This window comes from Peribacillus cavernae (genome assembly GCF_003989135.1).
Taxonomy (GTDB): Bacteria; Bacillota; Bacilli; order Bacillales; family DSM-1321; genus Peribacillus; species Peribacillus cavernae.
Window position 1 is genome coordinate 1 of sequence record NZ_RYZZ01000014.1, and the last position, 13743, is coordinate 13743.

9 protein-coding genes, 9 tRNA genes, 1 pseudogene and 1 riboswitch are annotated in these 13743 nt (G+C 42.9%); of the genes and pseudogenes, 18 read left to right on the forward strand and 1 reads right to left on the reverse strand.

Features of this window, described 5'->3' with window-relative positions; genetic code table 11:
• The first annotated feature begins 84 nt into the window (after positions 1 to 84).
• The 9 genes from ELQ35_RS10990 (at position 85) to ELQ35_RS11030 (ending at position 1172) form a co-directional block, all read left to right on the forward strand.
• A tRNA-Asn gene (locus ELQ35_RS10990) sits at positions 85 to 159 on the forward strand.
• A gap of 1 nt (position 160) precedes the next feature.
• A tRNA-Thr gene (locus tag ELQ35_RS10995) sits at positions 161 to 233 on the forward strand.
• A 26-nt stretch (positions 234 to 259) separates the two neighbouring features.
• A tRNA-Glu gene (locus ELQ35_RS11000) sits at positions 260 to 334 on the forward strand.
• 12 nt (positions 335 to 346) lie between these two features.
• Positions 347 to 422 (forward strand) — tRNA-Val (locus tag ELQ35_RS11005).
• A gap of 9 nt (positions 423 to 431) precedes the next feature.
• Positions 432 to 507: transfer RNA gene (locus tag ELQ35_RS11010), tRNA-Thr, on the forward strand.
• Positions 508 to 521: 14 nt separating this feature from the next.
• Positions 522 to 606 (forward strand) — tRNA-Tyr (locus ELQ35_RS11015).
• A 92-nt stretch (positions 607 to 698) separates the two neighbouring features.
• A tRNA-Gln gene (locus ELQ35_RS11020) sits at positions 699 to 773 on the forward strand.
• Positions 774 to 775: 2 nt separating this feature from the next.
• Positions 776 to 848 (forward strand) — tRNA-Lys (locus ELQ35_RS11025).
• A 248-nt stretch (positions 849 to 1096) separates the two neighbouring features.
• A tRNA-Ala gene (locus tag ELQ35_RS11030) sits at positions 1097 to 1172 on the forward strand.
• A 150-nt stretch (positions 1173 to 1322) separates the two neighbouring features.
• Here ELQ35_RS11030 and ELQ35_RS11035 read toward each other — a convergent pair.
• On the reverse strand, positions 1323 to 1481 hold the full coding sequence (locus tag ELQ35_RS11035; RefSeq protein WP_126864891.1) for an aspartyl-phosphate phosphatase Spo0E family protein: 159 nt from the start codon (positions 1479 to 1481) through the stop codon (positions 1323 to 1325).
• Between the two features lie 171 nt (positions 1482 to 1652).
• Between ELQ35_RS11035 and sigW the strand changes: the two genes are divergently transcribed.
• From sigW to ELQ35_RS11080, 9 genes and pseudogenes are all read left to right on the forward strand, one after another.
• Positions 1653 to 2216, forward strand: coding sequence for an RNA polymerase sigma factor SigW (gene sigW, locus ELQ35_RS11040; protein WP_126864892.1), 564 nt, complete (start codon positions 1653 to 1655; stop codon positions 2214 to 2216).
• Between the two features lie 7 nt (positions 2217 to 2223).
• The gene (locus ELQ35_RS11045) at positions 2224 to 2850 is read left to right on the forward strand and encodes an anti-sigma factor family protein (protein WP_370873493.1); all 627 of its coding nucleotides are present in this window, start codon (positions 2224 to 2226) and stop codon (positions 2848 to 2850) included.
• A 227-nt stretch (positions 2851 to 3077) separates the two neighbouring features.
• A complete protein-coding gene (cdaA, locus tag ELQ35_RS11050) occupies positions 3078 to 3899 on the forward strand; it encodes a diadenylate cyclase CdaA (RefSeq protein WP_126864894.1) in 822 nt (273 codons plus the stop codon).
• Complete coding sequence (locus ELQ35_RS11055; RefSeq protein ID WP_126864895.1) at positions 3892 to 5292, forward strand: CdaR family protein; 1401 nt, start codon at positions 3892 to 3894, stop codon at positions 5290 to 5292. Before cdaA ends, ELQ35_RS11055 begins: the two co-directional genes overlap by 8 nt.
• A gap of 51 nt (positions 5293 to 5343) precedes the next feature.
• Complete coding sequence (gene glmM / locus ELQ35_RS11060; RefSeq protein ID WP_126864896.1) at positions 5344 to 6687, forward strand: phosphoglucosamine mutase; 1344 nt, start codon at positions 5344 to 5346, stop codon at positions 6685 to 6687.
• 450 nt (positions 6688 to 7137) lie between these two features.
• The gene (gene glmS, locus ELQ35_RS11065) at positions 7138 to 8940 is read left to right on the forward strand and encodes a glutamine--fructose-6-phosphate transaminase (isomerizing) (RefSeq protein ID WP_126864897.1); all 1803 of its coding nucleotides are present in this window, start codon (positions 7138 to 7140) and stop codon (positions 8938 to 8940) included.
• A 599-nt stretch (positions 8941 to 9539) separates the two neighbouring features.
• Positions 9540 to 9912, forward strand: a pseudogene (locus ELQ35_RS11070) (iron chaperone).
• Between the two features lie 878 nt (positions 9913 to 10790).
• Positions 10791 to 11885, forward strand: coding sequence for a glycerophosphodiester phosphodiesterase family protein (locus tag ELQ35_RS11075; RefSeq protein WP_126864898.1), 1095 nt, complete (start codon positions 10791 to 10793; stop codon positions 11883 to 11885).
• 107 nt (positions 11886 to 11992) lie between these two features.
• Positions 11993 to 12787, forward strand: a complete 795-nt coding sequence (locus ELQ35_RS11080; RefSeq protein ID WP_126864899.1) for a DUF2935 domain-containing protein — start codon at positions 11993 to 11995, stop codon at positions 12785 to 12787.
• Positions 12788 to 13595: 808 nt separating this feature from the next.
• Positions 13596 to 13698: riboswitch (purine riboswitch) on the forward strand.
• The last annotated feature ends 45 nt before the right edge of the window (positions 13699 to 13743 follow it).

Here is a 13743-nt window from a genome sequence, read left to right on the forward strand (position 1 = left end):
ATCTCCCCCTGTGAGAGTAGGACGTCGCCAAGCTATATTATTCAAGACATTTGTAGAAGCTAGTTTTAGAAAACATTATATCATTCCGCAGTAGCTCAGTGGTAGAGCATTCGGCTGTTAACCGAACGGTCGTAGGTTCGAGTCCTACCTGCGGAGCCATGCTTCCATAGCTCAGCAGGTAGAGCACTTCCATGGTAAGGAAGAGGTCAGCGGTTCGAGCCCGCTTGGGAGCTTTCAATAGTTTTCGAAAAACCAAATCGGCCCCTTGGTCAAGCGGTTAAGACACCGCCCTTTCACGGCGGTAACACGGGTTCGAATCCCGTAGGGGTCACCATTTATACATATTGGAGGATTAGCTCAGCTGGGAGAGCATCTGCCTTACAAGCAGAGGGTCGGCGGTTCGATCCCGTCATCCTCCACCATATTTATTAGCCGGTGTAGCTCAATTGGTAGAGCAACTGACTTGTAATCAGTAGGTTGGGGGTTCAAGTCCTCTTGCCGGCACCATTCTTTTTATATGTGGAGGGGTAGCGAAGTGGCTAAACGCGGCGGACTGTAAATCCGCTCCCTACGGGTTCGGCGGTTCGAATCCGTCCCCCTCCACCATTTTATAAAAGCTCTTGTGGACAAGTTATATATTCTCTATAAAAGGGAATTATATGATTACCACCTATTTTTTTATAAAGCTAATTTTTTATTGGGCTATAGCCAAGCGGTAAGGCAACGGACTTTGACTCCGTCATGCGTTGGTTCGAATCCAGCTAGCCCAGCCATAGAGCCATTAGCTCAGTTGGTAGAGCATCTGACTTTTAATCAGAGGGTCGAAGGTTCGAGTCCTTCATGGCTCATAATGTAAATAAGAAATATAAATTTGATAGTTAGGTCTAGTTGCAGCGCCCAGCCGTTCGGAGCTATAAGCCACCTCGTCTCAGAGATCAAGATTTCCTGCATGGTGTGTCTTATGTCTGTCGCGGCTGAACAGGGCGCTTTCACTTTTCTTTGCGGAAGTAGTCCAGTGATAGAATACCAACCTTGCCAAGGTCGGGGCCGCAGGTTTGAATCCCGTCTTCCCCTCCATGGTCTAGCTTCGATAAATGGGGCCTTAGCTCAGCTGGGAGAGCGCCTGCCTTGCACGCAGGAGGTCAGCGGTTCGATCCCGCTAGGCTCCACCATCTAACTACATAACACCAAACTTTCGTCTTAAACTCTCGAGTTTAAGACTTTTTTATTTTAGGTTTCACTTGGATTTTGTATTAAGACGGCAACCGAAGCTGTCGCTTTGGGGTCGCTGTTTCGGAGAAATTGAAACAGTAACCACGGGGTTACTGTTTTTTCGTTAAGTGCAAGTATTGATTAATAAGCTGGTCCAATTCTGTACTGGCTTCTACTACTCGATGATTGTCCATTGTGGAGTAACTGGCTAAATGAATCATCCTTTCCCGGCATTCTTCTATATTTCGCAAAAGTTGTTCCGTAGTCATCGAAGGTAATCCTCTCTTTCCATTCTATGTCTTTTTTATATAACCATTTTCTTATTTTTTAAACATTTTTTGTAAAACTTTGTTAATATAAATATGATGTGTTTTTTGAAACCTTTTTAGCTTGCGATTCGTAAATATCGTATAGCCGCATGAGCGGAGGTAAAGTACTGAATGGAAGAAATCATAAAAAAGAGAATTAAACAGGTCTTAAAGGGAGATCAAAACGCGTTTGGGGAGATTGTCGAGCTGTATAAAGACAAAGTCTTCCAGGTCTGTTTTCGAATGCTTGGTAATAGGCATGAAGCGGAAGATATGGCACAGGAAGCATTTGTGCGGGCATACGTTAACATTCAAAGCTTTCATATAAACATGAAGTTTTCCACGTGGTTGTATCGGATTGCCACGAACTTGTGCATTGATCGGATCCGGAAAAAGAAACCAGATTTTTATCTGGATGCCGAGGTGGCCGGGACAGAAGGCTTGAATATGTATTCACAGGTAGCCGCCGATACGGTTCTCCCCGAGGATGAATTAGAATCCTTGGAGCTGCAGGAAACGATTCAAGCGGAAATTCTTAAACTGCCGGAAAAATACAGATCGCCCATCGTATTAAAATATATCGAGGAGCTATCGCTTAAGGAAATCAGCGAAATATTGGACTTACCTGTAGGCACCGTTAAAACAAGAATACACCGTGGCCGAGAAGCGTTAAGGAACCAGCTGCGCCATTTATAAGAAGAAGGTGAGAATTTTGCAATGCCCTGATGAAATCATCGATCTTATGCATCAATATTTAGATGAAGATATAAAGACAGAAGACGAAATTAGCTTACGGGAGCATTTACGGAGCTGTCAAGATTGCCAGGTTCATTTTCATGAATTGAAAAAGGCGGTTGCACTCGTTCAGAGTACTTCAAGTATGGCAGCTCCAGCCGGGTTTACCCAGCGAGTAACGGCAAACCTGCCGAAGGAAAAGAGAAAGGCAGGTGCCGAGCGCTGGTTAAAGAAACATCCATTTTTGACAGCTGTCTCTTTATTTTTCGTACTGATGGCAGGCGCAATGTTTGGAACGTATAACCAGGACCAGAATTTTTCTGTTTCGAAGCAGGTGAATCTGGTGGTTGAAAATGAGACGGTAATTGTTCCTAAAGGAAAAACCGTAAAAGGAGATGTTGTCGTCCAAAACGGGGACATTCGGATAGAGGGTGACGTCCAGGGAGATGTGACCGTTATTAACGGACATAATTATCTGGCATCGGCCGGAAGTGTTACCGGTGATATGGAAGAGGTAGATCAAATTTTCGAATGGCTTTGGTTTAAAATGAAAAATACCGCCAAAGCGATTTTTCAAATGAATGAAGATAAATAGAACCAAGATAAACAGGCTGTCCCCTAGAAGCGATAACGCTCTTCAGGCTAAGTGAGGAACGAATCCCCGCATGTTTGAAGCTGCTGCTTTTAAGGGGTGGCTTTTTTTGGACATACTATACCGATGACACTATAATGTTTAGAAGTGATAAAATAAGCTATGTTATACTAGTAAAGTTACATTACGAAACATTTACTTAAGGAGCATTGCCGACTGGAGGAAGTAACATGTCATTATCCAACTTTACTTTCCTGGATTATATAGTGAATTTCATCGATATTCTCGTTGTTTGGTTTGTGATATATAGACTATTGATGGTCATTCGAGGCACGAAAGCCGTTCAGCTGCTGCGGGGAATATTTGTAATTGTTGTTGTACATAGCCTGAGCAGTCTGATTGGTCTAAATACACTTGGATGGTTAATGCAACAAGCGATGACATGGGGATTCCTTGCAATCATTATCATTTTTCAGCCGGAGCTGCGCCGGGCCCTTGAACAACTGGGAAGGGGAAAGTTGTTTACCCGGGGTGCCGGACAGGAAGAAGAAGAACAGGACCGATTGGTAGAGGAAATTATTAAAGCTGCTTCATACATGGCGAAAAGGCGGATTGGGGCGCTGATTTCAATTGAACGGGAAACAGGCCTGAGTGATTATATTGAAACAGGGATTCCGCTGGGATCCCATATTTCAAGTGAATTACTTATCAATATTTTTATCCCGAATACACCGCTGCATGATGGAGCCGTCATTCTCCAAAATAATCAGGTGGCTGCAGCAGCCTGTTATTTGCCGCTTTCGGAAAGTCCCTTCATTTCAAAGGAGCTTGGGACAAGGCACCGAGCCGCAATTGGTGTCAGTGAGGTCACCGATTGTATCACTGTGGTCGTATCAGAAGAAACAGGCGGGATCTCCCTTACGAAAAATGGGGAGCTGCACCGTGAGCTAGACCAGGATACATTTAGAGCGATATTAATGGATGATCTTGTCTTAGAAAATAGAGCAACTTCTTCAGTACGCTGGAATTGGAGGGGGAAGAAAGATGGATAAATTCATGAACAATCCATGGTTCATCCGGGTTGTCGCCTTAGCCTTGGCTGGTCTTTTATTTACATCCGTTAATCTGGAGCCTGAGTCCTCCAGCAAGAGATCTCTTGGTTTTAATACACCGGGAAAGGAAGTTACCGAAACCATTGAGAATGTGCCCGTCGAGATTGACTATGATCAGGATAACCTGGTGGTAACCGGAGCCCCCAGGACCGTGGATGTTACCTTAAAAGGAGCGAAAGCCCTGGTGGTTTCTGCGAAAAATCAAGGCGATTTCAGAGTATATATTGATTTATCCGATCCGGAAATATCCTTAGGCCAGAAAAAGGTGCAATTTAAGGTACGGGATTTGAACGAAAGGTTAACAGCCGCTATCAGTCCCGAGTACGCCACAGTCACTGTCCAGGAAAGAGTGACGAAAGAATTTACGGTAGATCCGGAGTTTAACAGTTCTATACTGGAAGAGGGATATACAGCGGAAAGCCCTGTTGTGAATCCGGAAACAGTTAAAATAACCGGCGCCAAAGACACAATTGATAGAATTTCATATGTAAAAACAATCATTGAACTTAATCGAGACGTAAATGAAACCATAAACCGTCAGGCCAGAGTCCAGGCTCTTGACCGTGATTTAAATAAGCTTGACGTGCTGATAGCACCTGAAGTTGTAGATGTTTCCATCCGTGTCAGTATTCCTGCGAAAAAGGTACCAATTGTACCGATTCAAACAGGGACCCCGGATCAGGGAGTTACGATCACAGATATAAATGTTGAACCTAAGGAAGTGACATTGTATGGTCCAGAGTCGGTCCTCGGTTCGATCAATGAGGTTCGGCTTCCTGTAGCGGTTGATGAAATAAAGGAAGATGACGAGTTTGACGTGCCGATCGACCTGCCTGACAATGTTCAGAAAATGTCCAGGGGAACAGCTACGGTTAAAATTGAGACAGAGAAAGTAGAACCTGAGACTAAGCAAGAAGAAAAACCACAAGCGAAAGAACAGGAAAAGCAGCAAAATCAGGAACAACTGCAAAATCAGGAACAACTGCAAAATCAGGAACAACAGCAAAATCAGGAACAACAGGCAGACGAGGAAGTACTTGCCCAGTCTAAAACAATAAATAATCTAGAGATACAGCCAGTCGGAATCACAGATGATATGGAGCTTGAATTTATCTCTCCTGACAGCGGACAAACAGAGATTACCCTTACAGGAGATCCAGAGGAACTGAATAAAATTACCGAGTCCAATATTCAGCTTTCCGTTGATGTGAGTAACCTGGAAGAGGGAAAACATGATGTCGCCATCCAGGTAAATGTGCCGAACAACGTAAAGTGGGAGCTGCCGTCGCAGAATGCAACGGTCTCCATAACCAAAAGAAATGAAGAAACATAATACGCTTAATACAATCAGTTCAAAGAACAATTTGAAGAGGGAGCGATATTGATGGGTAAATATTTTGGTACAGACGGAGTCAGAGGTGTTGCAAACAGTGAATTAACCCCTGAGCTTGCTTTTAAACTTGGCCGCTTCGGCGGATACGTGCTTACGAAAGATACAAACCGTCCGAAGGTATTGATCGGACGTGATACACGGATATCAGGCCATATGCTTGAAGGGGCGCTTGTTGCAGGATTGTTGTCTATTGGGGGGGAAGTAATGCGTCTTGGGGTCATTTCAACTCCTGGAGTAGCTTACTTGACAAAGGCCTTAAGCGCAGAAGCCGGAGTCATGATTTCAGCATCACATAATCCGGTTGCCGATAATGGGATTAAATTTTTCGGGCCGGATGGTTTCAAGCTATCCGATGAGCAGGAAGAAGAAATCGAACGGCTGATGGATCTCGAAACGGACGGGCTTCCCCGCCCTGTTGGCGGTGATCTTGGCCATATGAACGACTATTTTGAGGGCGGCCAAAAGTACATTCAATATTTAAAGCAGACTGTGGATGAAGATTTTACAGGCATTCATATAGCCCTTGACTGCGCGCACGGAGCTACATCTTCTTTAGCGACTTATCTATTCGCAGATTTAGACGCTGATATATCTACGATGGGCTCTACGCCGAATGGCCTGAACATCAATGAAGGTGTCGGGTCTACCCATCCGGAAGCGCTGGCCAAATTCCTTAAAGATAAAGGCGCGGATGTTGGGTTGGCTTTTGACGGGGATGGTGATCGCTTGATTGCCATTGATGAAACTGGGAAAGTTGTTGACGGCGATCAAATCATGTATATTTGTGCGAAATTCATGAAGGAAAATAACCATTTAAAACATTCAACCATTGTATCGACTGTAATGAGCAATCTTGGCTTCTACAAGGGCTTAGAGGCGCATGGCATTGAGAGTGTGCAGGCGGCTGTTGGCGACCGCTATGTAGTGGAAGAAATGAAAAAGGGCGGTTATAACCTTGGCGGTGAACAATCCGGACATATTATTTTCCTTGATCACAATACAACAGGCGACGGCTTGCTGACAGGACTGCAGCTGGTCAACATCATGAACGTAACGAAAAAACCGCTTTCGGAGCTCGCGGCAGAGATGAGGAAATTCCCGCAGAAGCTTGTGAATATCAGGGTTACTGATAAATACGGAGTTACGGATAATCCAAAGGTCCAGGAAGTCATCAGCCAGGTAGAGGCTGAAATGAACGGAAACGGTAGAATATTAGTCAGGCCATCAGGCACGGAACCGCTCGTGCGTGTCATGGCAGAGGCTTCGACAGAGGATCAGTGCAGGCAATACGTAGACCGAATCGCAGCTGTGGTCAAAGAGGAAATGGGATCCTGAATGATTAAGGAATGGATATGCATATGAGGAACTTCTTTTTCTCTTATGCATATTTCTATATAGAGCGATGTTTTGCTCTTTTACCAGGTAGAATATCATATTTCTTGACGGAAGCAGATGGTTAAGGTATGATTATCCTGTTTTTGTAGCTTCATTTGCAAAAACGAATGAGACCCTATAAGAAAGGAGAAAAGGTGGATTCACTTTAAAAGCGCCAGGACTGAGCACGGACGAAAACTGCTTAGTTGACGAGGAGGAGGTTTATCGAGTGTTCGGCGGATGCCTCCCGGCTGCAAGTGCACAGCCGCAAAAATTCCTGTTTTAAAACAGCGGGGCAACCTGCTGCACAAAGAATAGGAAATGCGCACATAATTAACATACAGAGATAAGGGGGCAGGAATGCCCTCGTGCATTCTTGTTCCCCGAATCGGTATAGGAGGAACATAATTTATGTGTGGTATTGTCGGTTATATTGGAAATAATGATTCAAAAGAAATTTTACTAAAAGGATTAGAAAAGCTTGAGTATAGGGGATACGACTCTGCAGGGATTGCAGTGAAAAACGATGAAGGAGTCCAGATATTCAAGGAAAAAGGGCGTATCGCTGATCTTCGCGCGATTGTGGACGAAACGGTTTTCGCGCAAACAGGCATCGGACATACCCGCTGGGCAACTCATGGCGTTCCAAGCAAGTATAATGCACACCCGCACCAAAGTACTACAGGCCGTCTAACTCTCGTTCATAACGGGGTTATCGAAAACTATGACCTTTTGAAGCGTGAATATTTAGAGGATGTTAGCTTTCAAAGTGATACGGATACAGAGGTTGTTGTTCAGCTTATCGAAAAATTCGTTTATGACGGATTAGAAGTTGAAGAAGCATTCCGTAAAACATTGACACTGTTAAAAGGGTCATATGCATTTGCTTTGTTAGATAACCGGAATGATGAAACAATTTTTGTTGCAAAAAACAAAAGCCCGCTGCTTGTTGGCGTGGGAGAAGGATTCAACGTAGTTGCTTCTGATGCCATGGCGATGCTGCAGGTGACCGATCAATTCCTTGAGTTAATGGATAAGGAAATGGTTATCGTCACCAAAGAAAAGGTTACGATCCAAAGTCTTGACGGTGAGGTAGTTAGCCGTGAACCATTCACAGCTGAGCTTGATGCAAGCGATATTGAAAAGGGCACCTATCCGCACTATATGCTGAAAGAGATTGATGAGCAGCCTGCTGTAATGCGTAAGATCATTCAAGCCTACCAGGATGAGACAGGTAAGCTTGCCATCGATTATAACGTCGCAGAAGCAATGAACGAGGCAGACCGTGTTTATATCATTGCCTGTGGAACCAGCTACCACGCAGGTCTGGTCGGTAAGCAGTTGATTGAAAAAATGGCGAAAATTCCAGTAGAAGTCCATGTGGCCTCAGAATTTGTCTACAATATGCCATTGCTTTCCGAAAACCCATTGTTTATCTTTATTTCACAAAGCGGTGAAACAGCAGACAGCCGTGCGGTACTTGTAGCAATCAAGGAACTTGGATATAAAGCGTTGACGATCACAAACGCCCCTGGGTCTACGCTTTCCCGTGAAGCGGATTACACCTTGCTGCTCCATGCCGGTCCTGAAATTGCCGTTGCTTCAACCAAAGCTTATACAGCTCAGATTGCTGTACTTTCGATTTTGGCTAATGTAACGGCCAAATATCGCGAACAAGAAATGGACTTTAATCTTGTCAAAGAGTTGGGAATTGTAGCAACTGCTATGGAAGCACTATGTGATTCCAAAGACCAAATGGAAGACATCGCCCGTGATTATTTATCTGTAACACGAAACGCCTTCTTTATCGGACGCTCCATGGACTACTTTGTAGGCCTTGAAGGCGCGCTGAAGCTGAAAGAAATATCCTATATTCAAGCGGAAGGGTTTGCAGGTGGGGAATTAAAACACGGCACTATCGCCCTGATCGAAGAAGGAACACCAGTGATTGCGCTTGCGAGTCAGGCAGATGTAAACCTAAGCATTCGCGGCAACGTAAAAGAAGTAGCAGCCCGCGGAGCCTACCCATGCATTATCTCAATGAAAGGTCTCGAAACCGACGAAGACCGCTTTGTGATTCCGGAAGTGCATGAACTATTAACACCTCTTGTCTCTGTGATACCGTTCCAGTTAATTGCTTACTATGCAGCGCTGCATCGCGAGTGTGACGTCGATAAACCGCGGAATTTGGCGAAGTCGGTGACTGTGGAGTAGGGGATTGGTTATTATACAAATCTTTGTAGCTTTTAAATAAAGTCGTACCGTTTATAAAAAAGATGTACCGTTTTGAATAAAGTTATACCGTTTGTAAAAAAGTTGCACCGTTTCACCCCGTTGGATATGATTATCTAAAGGGGTGTTTTTTTATGTCTAAAAGAATGAGAACATCTAAAGTTGATAAGTGGATTAAAGAAGGCCTAGGAATAGGAATTGGTGTGCAGTGACAATAAAGTTGTTTGATTTACAATAAAGTCGTTTAATACCACCTATCAAATCTATCGTTAGGTAATTGCTGCATTTTTAAGAGCAAAATTGAACAACTTTATTATCTATACAAACAATGAGGTTAGATTACAAACCGATTGTGCATATAGAAAAAGTTAAACCTAAAAAAGAGTCTGCGGACTTTGTCGAAATTGAAGAAGAAGTAAAAAAACTAGGGCTGAACAAAAGGCGATTTTTGAGGTGTCTAAGTATCCTGTCAAAGATACGGATGAGGTTGCGAATGGTGTAATTGATGTCATGGAGTATTGGCATATTGGCATAAAAATTACATCGTTCAAAAATAATTTTTTATTTTAGGAGAGAACGACATGGAAGTTTTTGCAGAATATTTAGCGCATATTGATAACCCACAACATCGGGACCGAACGGAAGAAGTTTTGGCTTGGGTAACTAGGAAATTTGCAAATTTAAAGCCGAAAATTGCATGGAATCAGCCTATGTTTACCGATCATGGCACATTTATTATTGGCTTTAGCGTAGCCAAACATCATTTGGCTGTTGCCCCCTGAAAGTGCAGGGATTAATCATTTTTCTGATGAAATTGTGCAGGCTGGCAATGATCACACCAAGCAGTTGGTACGTATCCAGTGGGATAGTCCGGTTGATTTCTCATTGCTTGAGAAAATGATCGAGTTTAATATTTTGGATAAGGCAGACTGTTCAACTTTTTGGCGGAAATAAAAAAGTCGGATATTAAGGGTTCAATTAATTTTAATCAAACTTTTTTATAAAAAGATATTTGTAAATAATATAAGTGACTCGTATTTTGATCGAACTTTTTTACAAAAGTGAAATATTATACAATCAACGTTCACAGCACTCTTTTGATCAAACTTTATTCCAAACCAACAATCTTTTGTGGGTTTGAAATAAAGTTTGATCGTTTATAAAAATTCTGATCGTTTGTAAAAAAGATTGGTCAAAAATCCTGTATTTATAGTCTAATACGGGATTTTTATTTTTCCTCTTTTTTAACTATTAAGATAGTCTTTTTATTCCACAGGAATAAGATGATTAAATTTATGTTAACGAGGAAATAAAGAGGGTGAGATGTATGAAGTTGTTTACTCGTACGTATAACTGGTTTTTTAAAAAGAGATGAAAGAGATTTACGTATGTTGTTAACAATTATTACAATAGCGATTGCTATAAACTTTGTTAGTACTCCTATTGTTGGAAACGTTCTAGTAGATTTTATTATTATGTTTATAATTTTGATGATTTGTTATCGACCATTAAACAGTCTTTTACACAGATGATAGATAGGACCCGGAACTTGGCCATTATAGGTCTATGAGTTAATAGCTTTTCCTTTAAGAGGCTCCCATGTATGTGGTTCTCATACCAACGTACATTCCTGTGTTCCAAGGAGTAATATGAGGAGTGAGGCCTACACCGTTCAAAATATCCTTTGCTTTTCGTTGCTCTGCATTAAACTCGTCCGTTGTTTTTTGTTATCTCCTTAATTTTCTTAATTATTTCTTAACATATGTGTAAACGGGGATATACAACCTCCATCTAAACTTATAAAAGTAATCATTTTATAAGGAGTGGAGCAAATGAATAGGAAAAAGGTTATATTAGCAACGATTGCTGCTGCCCTTATGGTGTGTTCAGCACAACCCGCCTCGGCTGCTGAGCACCCGTCCCAGTCAGACGACAGGGGTTACGGCCCTAAAGGTTTCGACCTTCAGGCGCACCGCGGCGGAATCGGGCTCACTGTCGAATCCACGACCGCGTCATTCTCCCGTGCTCTCGAAGTCGGTGTGAGCACACTCGAGCTCGACGTGCAGATCACCGAGGATCACCAGGCTGTCGTCACGCACGACCGCAAAATCTCGGGGGCCAAGTGCGAGGACACGGGCCCGGCATTCGCTGGAGACCCCGAGTACCCATACGTTGGCAAGTACGTCAAGGATCTTACCCTCGCCCAGGTGCGCACGATGGACTGCGGCTCGCAAACGTTACCGCAGTTCCCAGAGCAGAACCCGAGCCCCGATGCTCGGATGCCGTTGCTGAGCGAAGTGTTCGACATCGTCAAGCGCTACCATGCCAAAAAGGTGTGGATGAACATCGAAACGAAGGTGGAGGCCGGTGCACCGGAGGAGACCGCTCCCCGTGAAGAGTTCGTGCAGATCGTCGCCCACCAGATTCGCAAGGCCGGGATGATCGACCGGGTGTCGATCGAAAGCTTCGACTGGGGCTCGCTCATGCGCATGCACGAGGTAGAACCACGCTTGCCCCTTATCGCACTGACCAACGGTCCGCAGTTCCTGCAACCCGGCCATCCGGGGGCCTCACCGTGGTTGGGCGGAATCGATATCGACGACTTCGGGGGCGATCTCGTGGCGGCGGCCCACTCGTTCGGCGCGGACGCTATTTCCCCCGTGCATGGTTTCCCGCAGAACGGCAAAATCACCGACGAGAACTACGAGCCTTACGTGACGAAGCTCATGGTGCAAGAAGCACACAAGGCCGGAATGAAGGTCATCCCGTGGACGGTCAACGACGCGCCCACCATGGACAAGCTTATCGACGACGGCGTCGACGGGATCATCACCGATTACCCTGACCGGCTGCGGGAGGTCATCGATCAGCTTGGTCTCAAGCTGCCCAAGCGCTACCCGACTCCCAAGAATGATAAACTTAAATAGTAACGCTAATAATACAAACTGTAATTCTGTCGAATATTAGCTTTTACATAAAGGATGCACCAGGCGAATATAATCTAATTGGTGAAAACTTTATTAGGGGTGATTATATGGCTAATGCATTTGTATTACGTTCGCTGGATGAAATTCGTTTTTGGTCTAGGATTATGAAGGAGCATGCCTTTTTTTTAAGTCTTGGATTCAGCTATAATGATTCGAAACTAATCCAAGAAGCACAGCAATTTATTACTTTATTTGAACGAATTGAAGAACAACTTAGTCGCCTATCTCCCAACGCCGATCCAGAAGAAATTAGAAATTTTAACAATCAAGTTTATCAGGCTGCTGCTTCAATCTGGGTTTATAAGCGAAAAGTTCTGGGATTAGTATTGCGTTGTGAGATTCGCTCAAATAATTATGCATTGCTGGTTGATCATATAAGCAGAGAAGCTGCTTATTTTGCTAATCGCTTAAAAGAACTAAATGAGGGCAGGATGATACCTTTACCTGAAGCAATTATAAAGGAAAATGTCTTTTTTCTAAAAATTATGGCAGACCATTCCAAATTTATTGGTCATCTTCTTGATCCTTCCGAAAGGAAATTAGTTGAACAAGCAAGAGAATTTAGTCATGACTTTGATCAACTTGTTTTTCAAGCAATCGATTTAGATTCCATGCGTCCTCAATCTGAAACTGAACCCATTTTAGATCAATTTCTTGATCAAAACCGTGTATCAGTAGTTGCTTTACGCGATTTTAAGAAGACTGCAAGAGAGCTAATCGAAGCATGTAAAATAAAGAGTAACATTCATCCACTGCTTGCTGATCACACCTTTCGTGAAGCCGAACGTTTTTTGTCTATCATTGATATGTTTGAGGCTAGCCTTACTTCAGGTAATCAGTAAATTTTTAAGTGTTATTTCTTATGCAATTATAAGAGATTTTTTCTGGTCTAAGCAGCAAGGCGTTCTCGTATTTTCCATGTGTAAATGATTGTATGCTTATTCAACTATATAATTAGTTGATCTTCCGCGATCGGGCGCCTAACTTTAATAAGGAATGCGCCTAGTTCCGCTTAAGGGCCAGATTGTGCAAATAAGACATATTGAACTAAAGGGCCGTTAGTGAAAGAAGGTTAGACTTTATGTTTGTACTAATGACACATTGAATATTGTGAACTAATCAAGATCACCTACAAAACTCCTCTGACAAGATCTGTCAGGGGAGTTTTGCTATTATAAAACGTACATTGATGAGTGTTCTATTACGTGTATTTGGTACGCTACTACCTGAGTCAGCTATTCGTAATGGGGTATATAATAATCTTTCACTGGAGCAAGCAACAGAAGTAGTACGTGGTTTTGTACCGGAGTCAATTCGCATTTATACGGATCGAATAGAAGCACTAATTCCAAATGTACTAAAACTTTATCTAAAATTAGCGAAAGACCAAGAGCTTAGACTGTCCCAACAGGATAAAATGATTGCCAGTCTTGTCCCACAGAATATCATATAATTGGAGTAACTTACTTTTTACTTTTATGCCAACGTACACTCTATCCTTAAGGGCAATCAAAAGAACTGTTCACAACATCTGAGATTTAATAAAATATAGTAGGCTACAATCAAAACACGAACATTAAATTTATTTTTGAAATTAATGTTCAACTTTTTATTGATCATCTATGGTAAATTTGCTATATTAGCAAAGTAATAATCTTAAATATTATTACTCGTATATCCTCGATAATATGGTCTGAGTGTCTCAGCCTGGTTCCCTTGAAAGAACCGGACTACGAGTTAAAGTCTTTGGCTGCTCGGCTTTTTTAGCCGCTACCATTTTTATGATTTAGCATTAGCT

Coding starts and splice junctions, on each gene's coding strand:
- ELQ35_RS11035 (WP_126864891.1), bottom strand. CDS start 1,481: ATGACTACGGAACAACTTTTGCGAAATATAGAAGAATGCCGGGAAAGG.
- sigW (WP_126864892.1), top strand. CDS start 1,653: ATGGAAGAAATCATAAAAAAGAGAATTAAACAGGTCTTAAAGGGAGAT.
- cdaA (WP_126864894.1), top strand. CDS start 3,078: ATGTCATTATCCAACTTTACTTTCCTGGATTATATAGTGAATTTCATC.
- ELQ35_RS11055 (WP_126864895.1), top strand. CDS start 3,892: ATGGATAAATTCATGAACAATCCATGGTTCATCCGGGTTGTCGCCTTA.
- glmM (WP_126864896.1), top strand. CDS start 5,344: ATGGGTAAATATTTTGGTACAGACGGAGTCAGAGGTGTTGCAAACAGT.
- glmS (WP_126864897.1), top strand. CDS start 7,138: ATGTGTGGTATTGTCGGTTATATTGGAAATAATGATTCAAAAGAAATT.
- ELQ35_RS11075 (WP_126864898.1), top strand. CDS start 10,791: ATGAATAGGAAAAAGGTTATATTAGCAACGATTGCTGCTGCCCTTATG.
- ELQ35_RS11080 (WP_126864899.1), top strand. CDS start 11,993: ATGGCTAATGCATTTGTATTACGTTCGCTGGATGAAATTCGTTTTTGG.